At 47.1% G+C, this 16149-nt stretch carries 13 protein-coding genes and 1 tRNA gene; all 14 read right to left on the bottom strand.

The window, feature by feature from the left end:
* Positions 1–178: 178 nt before the first annotated feature.
* Positions 179–451 (bottom strand): HU family DNA-binding protein, encoded by a 273-nt coding sequence (locus tag BN1360_RS14040; protein ID WP_068780474.1) that lies wholly within the window; start codon positions 449–451, stop codon positions 179–181.
* 112 nt (positions 452–563) lie between these two features.
* Positions 564–767: a cold-shock protein gene (locus BN1360_RS14035; RefSeq protein WP_068780473.1), complete on the bottom strand. Its 204-nt coding sequence runs from the start codon at positions 765–767 to the stop codon at positions 564–566.
* 640 nt (positions 768–1407) lie between these two features.
* A complete protein-coding gene (locus tag BN1360_RS14030; protein ID WP_229521004.1) occupies positions 1408–2859 on the bottom strand; it encodes a serine hydrolase domain-containing protein in 1452 nt (483 codons plus the stop codon).
* Positions 2860–3094: 235 nt separating this feature from the next.
* A complete protein-coding gene (locus tag BN1360_RS14025; protein ID WP_148466577.1) occupies positions 3095–3349 on the bottom strand; it encodes a hypothetical protein in 255 nt (84 codons plus the stop codon).
* A 145-nt stretch (positions 3350–3494) separates the two neighbouring features.
* Positions 3495–3875 carry a nuclear transport factor 2 family protein gene (locus BN1360_RS14020; protein WP_068780470.1) on the bottom strand — a complete coding sequence of 127 codons (381 nt, stop codon included), beginning with the start codon at positions 3873–3875 and terminating at the stop codon, positions 3495–3497.
* Positions 3847–5610: an ABC transporter ATP-binding protein gene (locus BN1360_RS14015; protein WP_068780511.1), complete on the bottom strand. Its 1764-nt coding sequence runs from the start codon at positions 5608–5610 to the stop codon at positions 3847–3849. The genes BN1360_RS14020 and BN1360_RS14015 overlap by 29 nt, the downstream gene beginning before the upstream one ends.
* Entirely contained in the window at positions 5579–7414 is a 1836-nt protein-coding gene (locus tag BN1360_RS14010) for an ABC transporter ATP-binding protein (protein ID WP_068780469.1), read from the bottom strand. Before BN1360_RS14010 ends, BN1360_RS14015 begins: the two co-directional genes overlap by 32 nt.
* Positions 7415–7495: 81 nt before the next feature.
* Positions 7496–8983 carry a carboxylesterase/lipase family protein gene (locus BN1360_RS14005; RefSeq protein ID WP_068780468.1) on the bottom strand — a complete coding sequence of 496 codons (1488 nt, stop codon included), beginning with the start codon at positions 8981–8983 and terminating at the stop codon, positions 7496–7498.
* 214 nt (positions 8984–9197) lie between these two features.
* A complete protein-coding gene (locus tag BN1360_RS14000) occupies positions 9198–10550 on the bottom strand; it encodes a sensor histidine kinase (protein ID WP_068780467.1) in 1353 nt (450 codons plus the stop codon).
* The gene (locus BN1360_RS13995; protein ID WP_068780466.1) at positions 10543–11226 is read right to left on the bottom strand and encodes a response regulator transcription factor; all 684 of its coding nucleotides are present in this window, start codon (positions 11224–11226) and stop codon (positions 10543–10545) included. The genes BN1360_RS14000 and BN1360_RS13995 overlap by 8 nt, the downstream gene beginning before the upstream one ends.
* 866 nt (positions 11227–12092) lie before the next feature.
* A tRNA-Leu gene (locus BN1360_RS13990) sits at positions 12093–12176 on the bottom strand.
* 97 nt (positions 12177–12273) lie between these two features.
* Positions 12274–13446 carry an NAD(P)-dependent malic enzyme gene (locus tag BN1360_RS13985; RefSeq protein WP_068780465.1) on the bottom strand — a complete coding sequence of 391 codons (1173 nt, stop codon included), beginning with the start codon at positions 13444–13446 and terminating at the stop codon, positions 12274–12276.
* A gap of 742 nt (positions 13447–14188) precedes the next feature.
* Positions 14189–14887 carry a stalk domain-containing protein gene (locus BN1360_RS13980; RefSeq protein ID WP_068780464.1) on the bottom strand — a complete coding sequence of 233 codons (699 nt, stop codon included), beginning with the start codon at positions 14885–14887 and terminating at the stop codon, positions 14189–14191.
* Positions 14888–14928: 41 nt separating this feature from the next.
* Entirely contained in the window at positions 14929–16107 is a 1179-nt protein-coding gene (locus BN1360_RS13975; protein ID WP_229521003.1) for a TolB family protein, read from the bottom strand.
* Positions 16108–16149 lie beyond the last annotated feature (42 nt).

The raw sequence follows: 16149 nt of genomic DNA, 5'->3' as shown, positions 1-16149 counted from the left end.
GCCATTCTTTAAACTTCCCAGCTTGGCTGCTTTTCTCTCCAAACCCTGTTTGGAGTAAAAGTTAATAATGTCATCAATGGTAGAAAATACGTCGCTATCGTTCGAATCATGTGTACTTGTTTTGATAAAAAACCGCTTTCTGATGTAGTCACATCTTTTTTTTATATTAGCATTAAGTTTAATTCAAAGCATTTTTCAGAGTGACTCCTGCCGTGAATACAGGAACTTTACCCGCCGGAAGTTCCACCTCTTTACCGGTTTTACGGCTTCTTCCCATGCGTGCTTCACGACTACGGACATTAAATCTTCCGAAGCCAACTAGTTGAACTTCTTTGCCCTGTTTTAGAGCTTCAAAAATCGAATCCAGCACATGCGTTACTGCCTTTTCAGCATTCTTTTTTGAGAACCCACTAGATTTCGCCACTTCTTCGATCAATTGTTCTTTGTTCATTTTCAATACCTCCGCTTATTTTATTTTCATTTACGAAAATGACAATCCTCGTGCATGAATGTAAAACAGGAATAATAAAAAACTGCCCCATATTTAGGGCAGCTCGAAAGATTTAATAAATTTTAGAGACATTTTCAGCCTGTGGCCCACGGTTGCCTTGGGTCACATTGAACTGGACGCGTTGCCCTTCATCCAATGACTTATAACCGTCACCCTCAATCGCGCTGAAATGAACAAACACATCGTTTCCGTCCTCAATTTCGATAAAACCAAAGCCTTTTTCAGCATTAAACCATTTAACTGTACCTGTTTGCATAGGATTCCTCCAAAAGTAAATTATTTTAACACAACCATTTCAATGGCCACTAATAAAGATTAGCGGTCATTCGGCTTTTTAGAATCCTGTACTTCACGTCCGCTAATATGTATTAAAGATAAGAGTACCATATCCGATAATATAAGTCAATTTTTGGAGACCCTGCTTAGGAGTGAAATGATCGGAATTGCTAGACAGCAAGCGCTCTAAAACACTTTATCGGTTGGTTTGAGACACACAGGCCATGAGCAGTACCTTGCTGATCCTAAGCATGCAGAAAAGCTCCTGAATCGTCGCAAGGACAAATTTAGGAGCTTATTCATTGTTGAGATAATGCGGTCGAGAGGACTCGAACCTCCACGGGGGTTAGCCCATACGAACCTAAAAACGACCACTGCCTATAACCTGGCCTACGCATATCAAATGATAGAAACCAAGGTCTTGCTGGTGGATTCCGACCCTGCATTTCTATTGAAGGCTTTCCAAGCTTTCAACTGAAAAGGACGAATCTTTGTCCAGATCCCTCAAAAAAACGCCAGGCCCATGTTGTTGAAGAGGTGTCGTCAATGATCCTGATTATTAAATGAAAAATATCATTTTTCGCTATCATAGTCATTTCTGTAGTGCTTTTGTTTCAAACTTAAAGCTTTTTCATACCATTCGACCGAACCAGCCGTATAATTTCCATGCTTCCCTTCAGTGCCATAAGTACAGTCATTATTTTCAGCCACAGGATTAGGTCAGGCTGATAAATGGTTGCAATATGCCATACCGGAACTACTTGAGTCATACTTAACATTAGGACAAAAAACAGACCCGCAAAATTTAGAATAATTCTAGAAATAATAATTTTGATAGATAATTTAGTATGGTGGGATCTGTCAGGATTCCACGGCCCAAGGCAGCGCTTCGCAGTTCTATAGACCGTATATAATAACCATATGCTAAGTATGAATACTAGCCCATTTACGACCCCGTATTTCTGTGAGATGCTTAGACCCGATCCTCCAATGGGGTCATTATTGAGTAAGTCTATGATCCCGGCGGCAATATGGGTAGTTGTAATGACATGTGTTTTGTTGGGCCACGTGGCATCGATCGCGTCCAGTACATTAGCGAACACAATCACTCCCAACTGCTGTTCCGGAACTATATAAGTTTGCGCCTGAAATCCTATGGAGCCCCCCGGCTGGCCGATAACCGGCAAATGGTTAATTTGATCTGTCATCCAACCCATGGCGTAAGTTCCCGGAACAGGTTCGGTTTGCATAAGGCGAATGCCTTCCGAAGAGAGAACGGAATTGTCTTCAAATCGGCCGCCGTTCATCTGGGCAACCAGGTAATGGCTCATGTCTTTAGCACTCGAATAGAGATACCCTGCCGGCGCATCTCCTGGAATATAAATATAGGGACCTTCATAGGGAACGTTGTATCCAAATATTCGGCGATGGGGCTTTGCCAGCCCGTGCGCAGCAGCTTCGTCAAGCGTAACATAGCTGTCTTGCATAGACAGAGGAGCAAAAATATGGTCCTTCACGTAGTCGCCATAGGACTGGCCGGATACTTGTTGCACAATATAACCGAGCAGTACATAGTTTGCGTTCGAATACTTGAAGGGTTGCTCGGTTTGAACGGCTTTCTTTAAAAACTTATCCGCATAAGATAAGGCATTTTTCTCAAGAGCATCCTGATCTTGAATGTCGATACTTGATAGGGTGTTGCTAAAAGTCGAAATTTGAGTGAACCCGCTTGTTTGGTTAAGTAATTGGCGTACGGTAATGGACTCTGCACCGTTATATGGGGTAGGAATATAGCGCTGTATAGGCGCATCCAAATCGATTTCTCCCTCTTCGGCCAGCTGCAAAACAGCCATGGCCGTAATCGACTTGCCGATCGAACCTATTCCAAACGAAGTTTCAGGCGTTACCGGCCGACCGGTTGAATCGGCCTGACCATATCCCCTAAGGTAAAGAATGCGGTCCCCCTGCACAATCCCGAGAGCCAGCCCCGGAAGACGTTGTTGTTTCATTTCACGAGCAATATACGCATCCACTTCGGAGAAAACTGACGTTTCAGATCGCTCAACTTGCATACTTCCATCACTTCGCGCTGAACTGAATAGAGGAAAGATGAACAGTCCACACAAGATTGTTGCTATCATTCTCATTCTCATTTTATTTCACCTGTACTTGGTCATTTTTATATTAATGCCGCAAATCCTTCTTGCGAATCAGAACAAGACAAAGCACGGCACCGATTGCCAAAATCACAGCGGTTGATCTTTGATAATGTCAATCGTTCCTTCCACGAAAGATGCACATGCAATCTCACGGTAAGAGGTCAAGCAGCGAAGCATTTTGAAATAGGATATCCTGTTCCATGCCTGCCAGACCATTGCTGCCTGCAATCAGGCCTGCCGACTCAAGCGCTTGAATCACTTGCCCCTTCGCCGATTCGGAAAGCTGATCGCCTTGCAAGGACTGAATTCTATCCGTGACAAGTAAGGTGCAGCGGCTGGACAGGATGGCCCCATAAAGAGCAACTCCGAGTACGCTTCCCATCTGACGAGCCACGTTGCTCATGCCGGATGCTATACCCGCTCGTTGCACCGGTACCGTTCCAATTGCCAGATTAGAGATGGGCGGGTTAACAGAGGATACCATCCACAGCCTGTTCAGTCCCCCTACGGTTCCCTTGGGGGGTTCCCTTGAGAGCTTACCTTGTTAATCAACTGTAGTCTTCAATTCGTGATATTTTTCCTTCTTCAAATTGAAATACTGACTTCCCTTTTAGCCGCAGCTTGTTTCCCGTTTTTAACCCGTTCGGCAAATCAACGGCCAGTATCCCCTCATAATTAATGAATACTTCTATTTTGTCCTCTCTAACCCGATACTCCATGATGTTCTGACGACGGCTAGAGAAAGTCTTAATCGACTTTTCGGCCAGCTCTTTAAACGCTTGGATACCATAGGTCTCCACGTTAACCTCGCCATTCGCATAATTTCTGAACAGTATGTTCTGATGCAAGAGCTTAACCATTCCCGAGACATCAAACGAGTTATACGCTTCAACATAGTTCTCAATCATTTCTTTGGTCTTTGAACTCATCAAACGAATCCCCCCTTTCACTTGTACCATGTTGGCGTTGCCACAGCCGAGCATACAAGCCATTCGTTGAGAGTAATTCGTCATGACAGCCTTGCTCCACGATCCGCCCTTGATCCAATACAACAATTTGGTCGGCATGCTGCACGGTCTTGAGCCGGTGAGCAACTACGATGAGGGTTCGGCCTCGCACCAGTCGATCGATCGCGGTCTGAATCTCTGCTTCGTTCTCGGGATCGAGCGAAGCCGTTGCTTCATCGAGTAAAATGATCGGCGCATTTTTCAATATCGCCCTAGCAATGGAAATTCGTTGTTTTTCACCGCCCGACAGCGTGCTTCCGCCTTCGCCCACCATCGTGTCGTAACCGTTAGGCAGCTTCATGATAAAATCATGACAACAAGCAAGGCGCGCCGCTTCCTCGATTTCCTCGCACGTTGCATCACTCCGTCCGAACCCGATATTGCCTGCAATGGTATCCTGGAAGAGGTATACATCTTGAAACACCATCGATACTTTTCTGAGCAATGCTTCGGGATCCATGGCACGAACATCCTCCCCGCCCATCGTTACCATTCCGCGTTCCGGGTCGTAAAACCGAGCAACAAGCCGAAGAATGGTACTCTTGCCGCTGCCTGAAGGGCCGACCAATGCGGTAAAGGAGCCGGCCGGCATGCTCATGCTCACATCTCGCAAGATGGGTTGATCATGATAGCCAAACGTAACATGCTTCAATACGACATCATGGCTCGCAGGTGGCTGCCGTTCTCCTTCCATAACCGGTTCCTTTAAAAGCTGAACGATGCGTTCCCCCGCCTGCTCCAAATAGCGAAATTCCGCATAACCGGCGAGCGCGGTTGTCAGTGGATCGAAAATGCGAGTTCCGATGATCAGGAAAGCTACGAATGTGATCACATGCAGGCTTCCTCCTGTCAGCAGATAAACGCCAGCCATGATCATCAGGGTCAGACCGGCACGTACACAGGTAATCGCGCTTAGTACAATCGGTCCGATCGTCCCTTCGAGACGGATGCTCTGCCGCATCAACTCCTTAAATGACTGTTCCAGCCGGACAAAGCGTTCTCCGGTCAAATTATAGGCTTTAATCACTCGGATTCCGTTCAAATATTCTTGCAGCCTACTGGAAGCATTCATCTTGGCTCTGATATGCTTCGAGCCGAGTTTGCGCTGAATGCCCGATGTCAAGAGCACCAGTAGAATGGCGACCGGCAGTGTCGCGAACAGAGCAAGCGCCAGACGCCAGTCGAGGAAAAACAAGCCAACCAGAGCGACAACTGGCATGACGGCGGAACCGATCATTTGCGGAACCAAGTGGGAAATGCCGTGTTCCAGCATCGAAAAATCGCCCACCATTCGATTGGCCAGATCGCCCGGATCTCGTTTGTTCAGGTATCCTAGCGACAGCTTGCGCATATGTTCGGCCAGCCGTGATCGTCCGTCCGCTGCCGCGCTGTAGGCATCGCGGTATTGGGCACGATAGGCGGGGATTTCGCAGGCCATCAAAAGAACGAGAGAAACCGCCAGAGCACCACACACAAACCAGAGCCGTACCGAATCGAATGACAGATCGGGATTCATAAACGGATTAAAGATCAATCTCGCCGCTTCTACCAACAGCACAAAAGGGATTAAGCCAGCCAGATTGGCCAAAGTCGTGTACAAAACAGGTTTGACGAGAGATCTCGGATTATCCGCGGTCATGTTGCGCAACATGCTCATGTTCATTATCCGCTCCCCCTTTGCCCAAATGCCATTGTGTCGCATGACAGTAAGAACGCCACATGCCTTCATACAAGCCGTTCGTTGAAAGGAGGGCTTCATGACTTCCCCGCTCGACGATTCTCCCGCTTTCCATCACAAGAATTTGCTGCGCATCCTGAATGGTGGACAGGCGATGGGCGATGACGATGACCGTCTTGTTGCTCATCAATGCTTTTAAAGCCAGCTGCATCTCATGCTCGTTCTCCGGATCGGCAAACGCCGTGGCTTCGTCAAGTACGAGAATGGGGGCCTTTTTCAGGATTGCCCTGGCTACACAGATCCTCTGCTCTTCCCCGCCGGACAAATAAACGCCGCCTTCTCCGATCAACGTGTCATACCCAAAGGGAAGGGTTTCGTCAATGAATGCATGACACTGCGCTGCTTTCGCCGCGGCATACACTTCTTCCGGCGACGCATCCGGGCGGCCGACCGCAATATTATTGTACACGGTGTCGTAAAATAGAAATGATTCCTGAAACACAAATGCGACGATGTCCATCAGGTCAGTCGACGCGATTTCACGGATATTCACATCACCAATGCGAATCGCCCCCCTATTCACATCCCAAAAACGAGGCACCAGATTGGCAATGGTCGTCTTGCCAGCTCCAGACGGGCCGACGAGTGCCGTCACTTCCCCTTGGCGAGCCGTAAAGGAAATGTCAGCAAGGACTTCCCTATCTTCAGGCTTCGTTCCATAAGAAAAAAATACACGATCGAATGAAACATCAAATGAAGTTGGCCGCACCGGGTGCTCAGGCTCTGATACATCTTCTTCCGCTAGTATGCGATCTACTCGACGAACCCCCTCATCGATATCTCTGAGCGTTTCAGCCAGAAACATGATTTTAAACATGGGGGTAGATATCCCTGGCGCCATAACAAGAAAAAACAGCAGAACGGAGGCAAAGGCAATGTTGCTTGGATCGCGGCTCATTAAAAACACGCCTGCGGGCAGAATAAATGCGGCAAGTGAACCGAGAATCACTTTGAAAATCAAGGATCCGTATTGAAATTGATCCGTTAATTTCAAACCGTAGTCACGGTAGTGAAGCATGTCCTGATAAAACTGACGAAACGACTGAACGGTTTGCCCAAACACCTTAATAGCCGGCATTCCCCGAACATACTGGACGGCAGAGGCATTCATCCGTTCCAGCGAATCATGGCAAAGCTTGAGGTTTTCCTTCGTCTTCGGTCCGCTGATCAGCGCGATCTGAACCGCAAACGCGAGAACAATCGGCACGAAGCATGCTAGAGCCAACCAAACGTTCAATGTAAACATCACAGCGATCATCAGAACCGTGGTTACAGCAGCATGGACAAGATCGGGCAAATGGTGAGCAATGAACGTTTCCACTTTCTCCACGTTCTGTTCCAGCGTTTTCTTGACGGAACCCGTCGACGTGCCATTCAGCCAGCCAAGCGGAAGCTTGCCAATATGGTTTGCCAGCTTGACCCTGAGGCCGTAAAGAATACGAAAAGCGGCGATATGAGAAACCATTCCCCCTGCATACATCGTGGCCAAGCCGGTTGCCAGGCCAATCAAAGCGATAACGCTAAAGCGGATCATTTTCGCTCCGTCTGCCAAAGCAGGGGATGCTGCGTGCTCCAATAGCTCTTGTAAAATAACAAAAACGGAAGCGTAAGGCACCAGCAAGCAAACGGCACTAAGCGAAGATAAAAGGGCCGAAACGATCAACAATCCGCGCTTCTCCCCGGCGATTTCCAATAGTCGGGCCATCCCCGTTTTATTTGTCATTGATCCCTCTCCCCCTTCAAATGATTTGATGAGAATAACCTGTCACTCGACTTATTTCATCGAGTGACAGATCCATCTTTATCATGTATAAAAGCGGCCTATCTCCGCTAAATCACCAACAGTACCAACAATAGAACTGAATCGCATAGTTTGTCTCTGAACCGGCTCATAAGCTGGCCATGGGACGGAAACACCGGGATTGCCAGATTGAATAAATCCAATCCATGCCTTGCGCATAACCGTTGTTAAATCTCGAACAACTTCTGGATCTGCCCCTTGTAATATCGGTACATCCTTGTACGATTCGAAATTTCCAAATATAAACGGCAGTTCTATGCCATGGCACGCTTTAAAAGGAGAGCCAAGCGGCGCCCAATCAAACTGATATATCCAAGCACGAGAGTCGGCTTTATGAACTTCGTCTGCTAACCTCAAAGCAGGGAGCAGGAACAGATAGTCAGTAATCAAGTCAGATACTAGAGCGATTGTTGCACTACCGGGCCGCCGCAAGCGATATCGCTCAATGGCATGTTCATTCCCGGTCAAGGCAACGAAACGTTCATTAGCCAAATTCGGATCGAGATTCCTTACGTTCCCCAAAAGAATATTGGCTTCCTCTCGATTGGTTCCCAAAATGAGATCAATGCCTGCTTCGCCGGCACCTTTTGCAGCCAACTCAATAAAACGATCCGACGTGGAAAGAGAATCAAAAACAGGCATAAAAGGGAGAGAAATTTGACCAAAGCGTGCAATTTCCTGAGCCAATTTTCCCGAAGCTTGAATGATTTGGGCAGGTGATAAGGTATTTAATTGGGCGTTAATTTCTTGTGGATCCCTCTGAGTCACATTCAAAATTTCCAACAGCCGGCTTCCATGCTCACATGCTTTTTCTTCTGACATTGGAGCAAGACTTGCGGGTGCGCTTTGAAGAATTGCTCTGCGGAAAAGACCTCGAGCCTCTCCTGTGGCCAATAAGCACATAATGGCATGGGCTCCTGCGGATTGCCCCATGATGGTGACTTGATCAGGATCGCCGCCAAAACACGTAATATGATCTTGAACCCATTGTAAAGCTGCGAGAATATCATAAATCCCCATTTTTCCATCGCTAACTCCCGGATAATGCAAGAATCCAAACGCGCCGAGTCGGTAATTAACACCTACGGTTACTAGATTTCCGTCCTTGGCAAGCTCCGCTCCATCGTACCAGTCCAGAGATCCAGCGCCGGTCATATAATGTCCTCCATGTACCCAAACGACAACAGGTCGTTTTTCCTGGTCGATGGCAGGGGTTGAGATTGTGAGCGATAGGCAATCTTCCCCCTGAGGCGGTTCAGAGGCTTCTCCGATGGCTTGACGTAATGGAGAAGGCGGTTGTGGTGCAATAAAGCCATGACTGCTTGCATCACGGGTGCCGGCCCAAGCAGATACGTGGCGCGGTCGAGAAAAGCGAAACTCCCCCTCTGGTGCGTCGGCATAAGGAACACCACGAAATTGAATGACATCATTCCTTCGAACCCCTTGAAGGGAGCCAAGAGAGGTTTGTGCGATACAAGAATCGTTTGTCATAGAAGTCAACTCCTTTTTTAAAATGGATCTAGACGTTTCGGCGAATCAGCGTTATTTGGGACTGAAGTCTCCTTTCACAACCGATGCTACGTTTCCTATATGAACGCAATATGAATGAATTGGATATAAATGTAAGATTAGTTGGATATAAATGCAAAAAAAGGCGAGCGAGATCGTTCACCTTTTTTACCACATTTCCGATTGTTTGTCTGATTTACATAGCTGGCAGAAAAACGGTTACCGCCGTCCCCTTTCCTGGAGCACTGTCGATCTCGACCCGTCCGCCGTGCAATTCAACAACTCGTTTTACGATTGCGAGTCCAAGCCCGCTCCCTTCCGCTTCACGGTTGCGCGATTTATCGGCCATAAAAAAACGTTCGAAGATGCGTTTTCGATCTTCCTCGACCATACCGATTCCGGTGTCACGTAAAATAACTTCGATTTCACCTTTTCCGGCCCGAAGCTCAATGAAGATGTCACCGCCCTCGGGTGTGAATTTGATGCTATTGCTGAACACATTGAGCCATACTTGGCTCAGCAGGTCTTCATCTGCATGAATTGCCGTTTTTGAAAGCTCCAGGTGAATATTTAAGCGTTTGGACGCCCATTGTGGCTCCGCAGCTACGACTATACGGCGAAGTTGACTATCAAGTCGAACAAGCGATGGATGGAAGGGCAGATGGTTAGAATCCATTGTCGTCAGTCGGAGCATGTTCTCGCTGAGTCGGGATAGTCGCATGCTTTCATGCCGAATGATGTTCAGACAGCGCTGTTGCTCGGCTTCTTCAAGCCCTCCCCTTTGCAAGATGGAGACAAAACCCGAAATGGACGCCAATGGTGTTTGAAGTTCGTGGGACACGTTGGAGACAAACTCCTGACGCATCTTTTCGACTTGGCTCATCTCATGGGCCATTTGTTGAAATTGCTCCGACAATACACCCAATTCATCTTTGTTCTTTGTCTGAAGTTGGATGCTAAAGTCCCCCTTAGCCATTTTTCTGGTTGCAGCGGTCAATGCTTTCAAGGGCTTTACCACTACGCTAGTAAAAAGGATAAACTTGGTGTTAGCGATCGCAATTGTAATTGCGATAAAAACACCCAAAATCATATATAGCTGCGAATGATTAGTACCTTCCGGATGGATGACAAGTGCCAACTGTTCGTCCGGAGTTTGCAAAGGGAAACCCATTTGCAAGTTCGTCGGCAGAGGCAGAAAGGATGTTCGTCTCACGACTTCAGCGCCGTTCTGGATGCGGTGGATATCTTCGCCTGTCAGGTAGGATTTGTTTGTTTGACCATAAGCGTAGCGCAGCCCGTTCTTATCGTGTACCCATAAGCTTATCTTTTGCTTATCAGACAACTGCTTTAGAAAAGTATCACGTTCTCCTGGCGCCAATCGGGAAAAAGCATCGGATATCAACTCGTTTCGCATCGCATACTCTTGTTGGATGGATTGCGTAATCTGATCTTTAAACAAATAAATGGTTAATGGAATGGCGCCTCCGATCCCTATAGCCACAGCTACGAAAAAGAGCAATACCATTTTTAAATATAAGCTCTTAATCATAGCTTTCCGTCACTAACCTGTATCCGAGTCCGCGGACCGTTACAATACGAAAAAGGTGAGTATAAGTGGAAAATCGCTCCCGAAGCCGCTTAATATGAACATCGACCGTCCGCTCATCCCCTTCGTGGTCAAAGCCCCATATCGCTTCAATTAACTGGTCTCGCATAAAGATTTGTCCGGGATAACTCGCAAGTTGATATAATAGTTCGAATTCCTTAAGCGGCAAGTTCCAATTGATCTTTCCGTCCGAAATCGTCCCCCGAAGCCGATCCAGCTTGAGACTGCCCAATCTAACCATTTTATCGGCTGCAATCCGATACCGGCGCATTACCGCTTTGATTCGGGCCACCAGTTCCTGCGGGTCAAAAGGCTTTACCAGGTAATCATCTGCGCCTAGGCCGAATCCTTTCACCTTTTGACTTGTCTCATGCTTAGCTGTAATCATGATAATTGGCAGTTCGGGGTTCAAGCGCCGAAGTTCCTGGCACAAATCCCACCCATCCATGATTGGCATCATGATATCCAGCAAAACCAAATCCGGAGGAGCGCTCTCCATTTCAGCAAGCGCTTCCTTGCCGTTAACCGCCCCCCGGACCCGAAAACCTTCATGGTTCAAAACCATTGAAATCATTTCCCACATATGCGTATCGTCTTCAACTACGAGAACACTTGTCATTGCCTATGCCTCCTTAATAAGGTGTAAAGAAATTACGTAATCGGCTCTTTCATCCGAATAAGAGAGCAACGTAGCAGCGATTTTAACAAAAATAACAGATATTCTTTACGTTATGGAATACCGGTTTTTCATATTATATATTGTTTGATATAGTCCGTGTCGACTTCCATTATATTATCTTTTTTTCTTTTATCTACACATAGTACTCCTATAATAAGTTTCGCAGCTTCGAAAAGATCTTCACAGTCTCCAGATAATGGTAGATAAATAACGCAATTTGACAAGCGTTAAATCGCCGGTATCTATCCTCAACTGCATGTGGAGACCCGACCCATGCCACATCCCTTTGAAGAGCCCGATTTACCATCGTTGCCGAATCAATGTCAAGCCAAATGAGTAATCCCAGTTGCCGCGAAGCTCCGGGTGGAGAAGAAACACGCGTCGATAATGGCAACATCCCGATCCCCCACCTTGCACCTTTTCTCTGCGATTTCCTTATCGTTGTATGAATCCCAAAGAGCGGTTCGGCATCTACGGTTTCCGGCAGGTCCAAGTGGTTGCAATACGAGATTTCTGAATGAGGTGTAGTCAAAGCCTCACGATTTGAGTTCCCTTTGAATCATTCGTAACCATTTGCCACACAGTCATCCCAGTATCATATGAAGGGACTTTGTTGCTTTCAAAGGAGTAAGCCTGAAAGAAATTTAATATGGCTAGGACATAGCCATTAATTCACAACGTCCAACATCTATGCATATCTGGATTACAGCACAAGTCATAAGCAATGCACTACAAACTCCAAGAATACAAAAAGCTCCTGAATCGTCTCAAGGACAAATTCAGGAGCTTATTCTTTGTTAAGATAATGCGGTCGAGAGGACTCGAACCTCCACGGGGGTTAGCCCACACGGACCTGAACCGTGCGCGTCTGCCAATTCCGCCACGACCGCGTATTTCGTTGCTGCAATGTTTTGCAGCAACGAAATATAATATATCATGAATCCATGAGCGAGTCAACCAAAAAATTCTATTATGATTTTTTGCAAATTATGCTCTTGCGACCCCCGTCTTGCGAGCGATTTGAATTAACGCTTCGCTAACGGCTATGCTCACTCGCTTGTCGAAGGCGTCCGGAACAATGTAATTTTCATTCCGCTCCTCATCGTTCACCAGTTCCGCAATGCCTTGAGCCGCAGCAAGCTTCATCTCATCGGTAATATTCCGTACTCTTGCATCCAGAGCACCCCTGAAAATGCCTGGGAATACCAGTAGGTTATTGATCTGATTGGGGTAATCAGATCTGCCTGTGGCTACTATTCTTGCCCCACCTATTATAGCCTCCTCCGGCATTATCTCCGGCACGGGGTTGGCCAGAGCAAAGATAATGCAGTCGGAACTCATAGTCTGCACCATTTTCTTCGTCAACACGCCTTCCACCGACACCCCGATAAATACATCCTTGCCTTTAATAATATCTTCAAGGGTCCCTGTCTCAAAATCCCTGTTCGTAACTTTGGCGATTCTTTGCTGAGCCTCGTTCATGGAGCCAACGTATTCTGAAATAGCTCCGTTAATATCGCATAGCACCAGATGCCTTGCCCCCGCCGCAAGCAGCAACTTTGCAACAGCAATGCCCGATGCACCCGCGCCGTTGATCACGATGCGTATACTGTCCAAGGATTTATTAACAACCTTCATAGCGTTGTACAGACCCGCAAGCACGGCAACGGCCGTTCCGTGCTGGTCGTCATGATATACGGGAATATTTAGAGTTTCCTTCAGCTTATCCTCGATGTAGAAGCATTCAGGCGCCCTGATATCCTCCAGATGAATACCTCCGAAGCCGGGTGCGATCACTTGAATGGTTCTTACAATTTCATCCGGATCAAGGCTGTCGATACAGATCGGGAATGCATTCACGTTGCCAAACTTCTTGAGCAGCAGCGCCTTGCCTTCTATAACGGGCAATCCCCCCTCGGGGCCGATATTGCCAAGCCCCAGAACGGCTGTCCCATTGGTTACAATGGCTACGGTGCTGCCTTTAATCGTGTAGTCATAGGCCTTTTCCTTGTCTTTGGCAATTTCTTTGCAAGGTTCTGCTACCCCCGGCGTATATGCCAGCTCCAGATCATGTTTGTTATTAAGCGGCATTTTAGTCGCAATTTCGAGCTTACCGTGTCTCACCCTATGTGCCTGTAATGCCTCTTCCTTTATGCTCATCGTCCCAACCCCCGGCATAAATTAATAGATCTGTGCGGCTCTTATTATTCCTTGTTCAACCTAATAGTTAACATGATGACCTATCTTCTCCCGAATTTGACAACGCTTACAAACAATCCCCTCCTACTTCATCAACTTAGGATTACCAACGATTCCTGTTACCCAATCATTTGTCTATCCCCAGTGTTAAAATTGTATTTCACCAGTGGACATTCATATAATAACATGCCCCGTCCTTTATGGGAATTGATAATGGCGGAATCTTGAAAATCCCATGGGAATAGGCATTGGCAAACTCGACTCTTTGTCCACCATGTTCTTATTATACGGACATCACTGTTCTATATATGCCTTTCCTGGATACTTATAACCCCTTTTTTCACCATGTAAAAAAGCCCACAAATTCCTTTTGATGGGGATTCGCGAGCTTCTACATTCTTTATATGGTGTGCCCCTCACCGAAATATCCCGGCAAGCCATCGACGTGAAACGTCACTTTGTTTGCCGGCATTATACCAATTAATAAAATATGCCCTTCAGTATCGAATGACCTGAAGAGCATTTTCTTTATGAATGTACCATTCGTTTAATTTAGATCAAGAGAATTACATGAGTACCTATGCTCCCACTCACTAAGTAAAAGTTTTATTAAGACGATTCGCAGTATCTTTCTGACGGCATAACATGTCCATGGTATGGATAATATTGCACATCGCAGCTTCTTGTTGTTATCAATTCATACTTAATTCAGTTTAGCTACACTAACAGCAACCTGCTCGATTTGGCTGTTGCTCAAGGAACCGTCAGGGGAGCTAATCGTTACCGTCCGGTCGTCCAATTGGAAACCCAGCATCGGTATATCGGAAGGTGTATACCATTTCGCGACGACGCCATTCGCTAACTTGACTTCCCTGGATTCATAGTCGCTGGAATAATCCCGCGGTGACACATTCACCGTCATATGCTTAAAGATTAAATTAACTCCATCGCCCGTGGCTGCCGCTTTAACATAACTGTCGTTTGCGGTCATTTGCTTTGGAGCATAGGCTGTCTCAAAGGATTCGAAATTAGCGTAAGCCTGTTTGATCGCTTTAATCTGCCCTTCATTGTAATGGACAGCCGTCCATTCACCTGCTGGCTGGTTATCTCCGCCTTGAGTCGTTTCCAGGCGAATCTGCTGGCTGGCGGCATCAAACTGCACATTGATTCCAGCCATGTTGGAAATGACCCGCACCGGCAAATACGTCGTATTTTGATAGGTGATTGGCACCAGCTTTTTGCCGTTGCTGTCTGTTAAGGATTGAACGGCTCCGTTTACTTTAAAAGTAATGCCGTGATTCAGATAAGCGCTGATCTTCTCCAGCTTGCTTCCCGCATATACACCGGCGGCTCCGGATAAAGTCATACCCACTACGATGAGGGATAAAAGTGTTTTTTTCATTACGATCTCTCCTTTTTTCTTCTCTCTTAATCCGAACATAATTATTGTTTGAAATCGACAATATGGGTGACGACAAGCTTCTCTTTATCATCTACAGTAATACCCAGCCTTGCCCCAGAAGGGCTCCAGCTTAGCGGATACACCGGGAAATACGATAACCCTAGCGGCGACACCTTACCGGAGACAGTATCAAAAATATAGATCCCATTCATGCCGCTCTTGTCCTCGGTATAAACCGCAAAGGCCAGCTTGGAAGAATCGGGAGACCAGGATTGGTAGGACACCAAATCACCTTTGCCGATCTGCAAGCCTTGTACCTGACCCCTTGTATCGTAGATGAGCAGGCTCTCTTCTGCCTGACCGCCGCTTCTTGAAGTGGTGACGGCAATTCGCTGACTGTCAGGAGACAGGCTCAAAGTGGAGACATTCGCAGTTAGCAGGGTTGGCCGAGCTTGTGTGGGGGTGAAACTTTTCAGGCGGCTATTATTATCTGTGTAATAAATCCATCCATTCCCCACAGCAAATTGAGTAAAGAATTCTAGCTCGGAATCCTGCAACTCGATCTTTTCCCGGGTACCGTCTACAGAAATCTTCCATATCGCACCCAGGCCCTCCATCGAGCCGGCGGCAAGAATATAGGAATCGTTATTGAGCCAGCCGCCTGTCTCCAAATAATTGTCAATCGCCAGCAGCTCGTTCCGCTCCCCTGTAATTAAATTTTTGATCGCATTCACAGCCTCATATTTATTCTTCCAGGTCTGAATGAAGCTGTATTTTCCATCTGGCGATGGGAAGGATTTGATGACCTCCCCTTGGCTTGCTCCCGGTCGCCCCTCGATGCTCTGGCGCTGTCCTGTATCCAGATCAAAACGGAACCTACTGTAGCTAAATTGCGGTTCTTCTGTAGCAGTCGCCTGCTTCTCCAATGTGGTCACCTGGATCTCCAGTTCATGGTCTGACAACCATTTTTCTATATTTGCACCTTCAATCCGATGTATCCGCTGCACGGCAATTCCCTGCTCCGCAGGCGGTTTGCCCTCTTTGACTACCGTTAGTTCGCGTTTTCCTCCTCCCGTCTCGGTACCGATGCGGCTTCCTTCATCGGGCGTGCTGCGAACCGGCGCCGTTTTGCCCTCCTGTGCTGTACTGCAACCCGATATAATGCCGACTGACAGCAAGGTCGCGGCAAGCAGTCCGGCAATGTATTTCCTTCTGTTCATCTTCATCGAGGTCCTCCTGCTCAGTAATGTTGTTCAGACCCG

The sequence above is a fragment of the Paenibacillus sp. GM2 genome, assembly GCF_900069005.2.
Taxonomy (GTDB): domain Bacteria; phylum Bacillota; class Bacilli; order Paenibacillales; family Paenibacillaceae; genus Fontibacillus.
The sequence above is the reverse complement of the archived record's forward strand: the minus strand, read 5'-3'. Positions and strand labels throughout refer to the sequence as shown.

What these genes read in the sequence shown, in the direction of transcription:
- BN1360_RS14040 (WP_068780474.1), bottom strand. Translation starts at nt 451, where the DNA reads ATGAACAAAGAACAATTGATCGAAGAAGTGGCGAAATCTAGTGGGTTC.
- BN1360_RS14035 (WP_068780473.1), bottom strand. Translation starts at nt 767, where the DNA reads ATGCAAACAGGTACAGTTAAATGGTTTAATGCTGAAAAAGGCTTTGGT.
- BN1360_RS14030 (WP_229521004.1), bottom strand. Translation starts at nt 2,859, where the DNA reads ATGCAAGTTGAGCGATCTGAAACGTCAGTTTTCTCCGAAGTGGATGCG.
- BN1360_RS14025 (WP_148466577.1), bottom strand. Translation starts at nt 3,349, where the DNA reads ATGAGCAACGTGGCTCGTCAGATGGGAAGCGTACTCGGAGTTGCTCTT.
- BN1360_RS14020 (WP_068780470.1), bottom strand. Translation starts at nt 3,875, where the DNA reads ATGAGTTCAAAGACCAAAGAAATGATTGAGAACTATGTTGAAGCGTAT.
- BN1360_RS14015 (WP_068780511.1), bottom strand. Translation starts at nt 5,610, where the DNA reads ATGAGCATGTTGCGCAACATGACCGCGGATAATCCGAGATCTCTCGTC.
- BN1360_RS14010 (WP_068780469.1), bottom strand. Translation starts at nt 7,414, where the DNA reads ATGACAAATAAAACGGGGATGGCCCGACTATTGGAAATCGCCGGGGAG.
- BN1360_RS14005 (WP_068780468.1), bottom strand. Translation starts at nt 8,983, where the DNA reads ATGACAAACGATTCTTGTATCGCACAAACCTCTCTTGGCTCCCTTCAA.
- BN1360_RS14000 (WP_068780467.1), bottom strand. Translation starts at nt 10,550, where the DNA reads ATGATTAAGAGCTTATATTTAAAAATGGTATTGCTCTTTTTCGTAGCT.
- BN1360_RS13995 (WP_068780466.1), bottom strand. Translation starts at nt 11,226, where the DNA reads ATGACAAGTGTTCTCGTAGTTGAAGACGATACGCATATGTGGGAAATG.
- BN1360_RS13985 (WP_068780465.1), bottom strand. Translation starts at nt 13,446, where the DNA reads ATGAGCATAAAGGAAGAGGCATTACAGGCACATAGGGTGAGACACGGT.
- BN1360_RS13980 (WP_068780464.1), bottom strand. Translation starts at nt 14,887, where the DNA reads ATGAAAAAAACACTTTTATCCCTCATCGTAGTGGGTATGACTTTATCC.
- BN1360_RS13975 (WP_229521003.1), bottom strand. Translation starts at nt 16,107, where the DNA reads ATGAACAGAAGGAAATACATTGCCGGACTGCTTGCCGCGACCTTGCTG.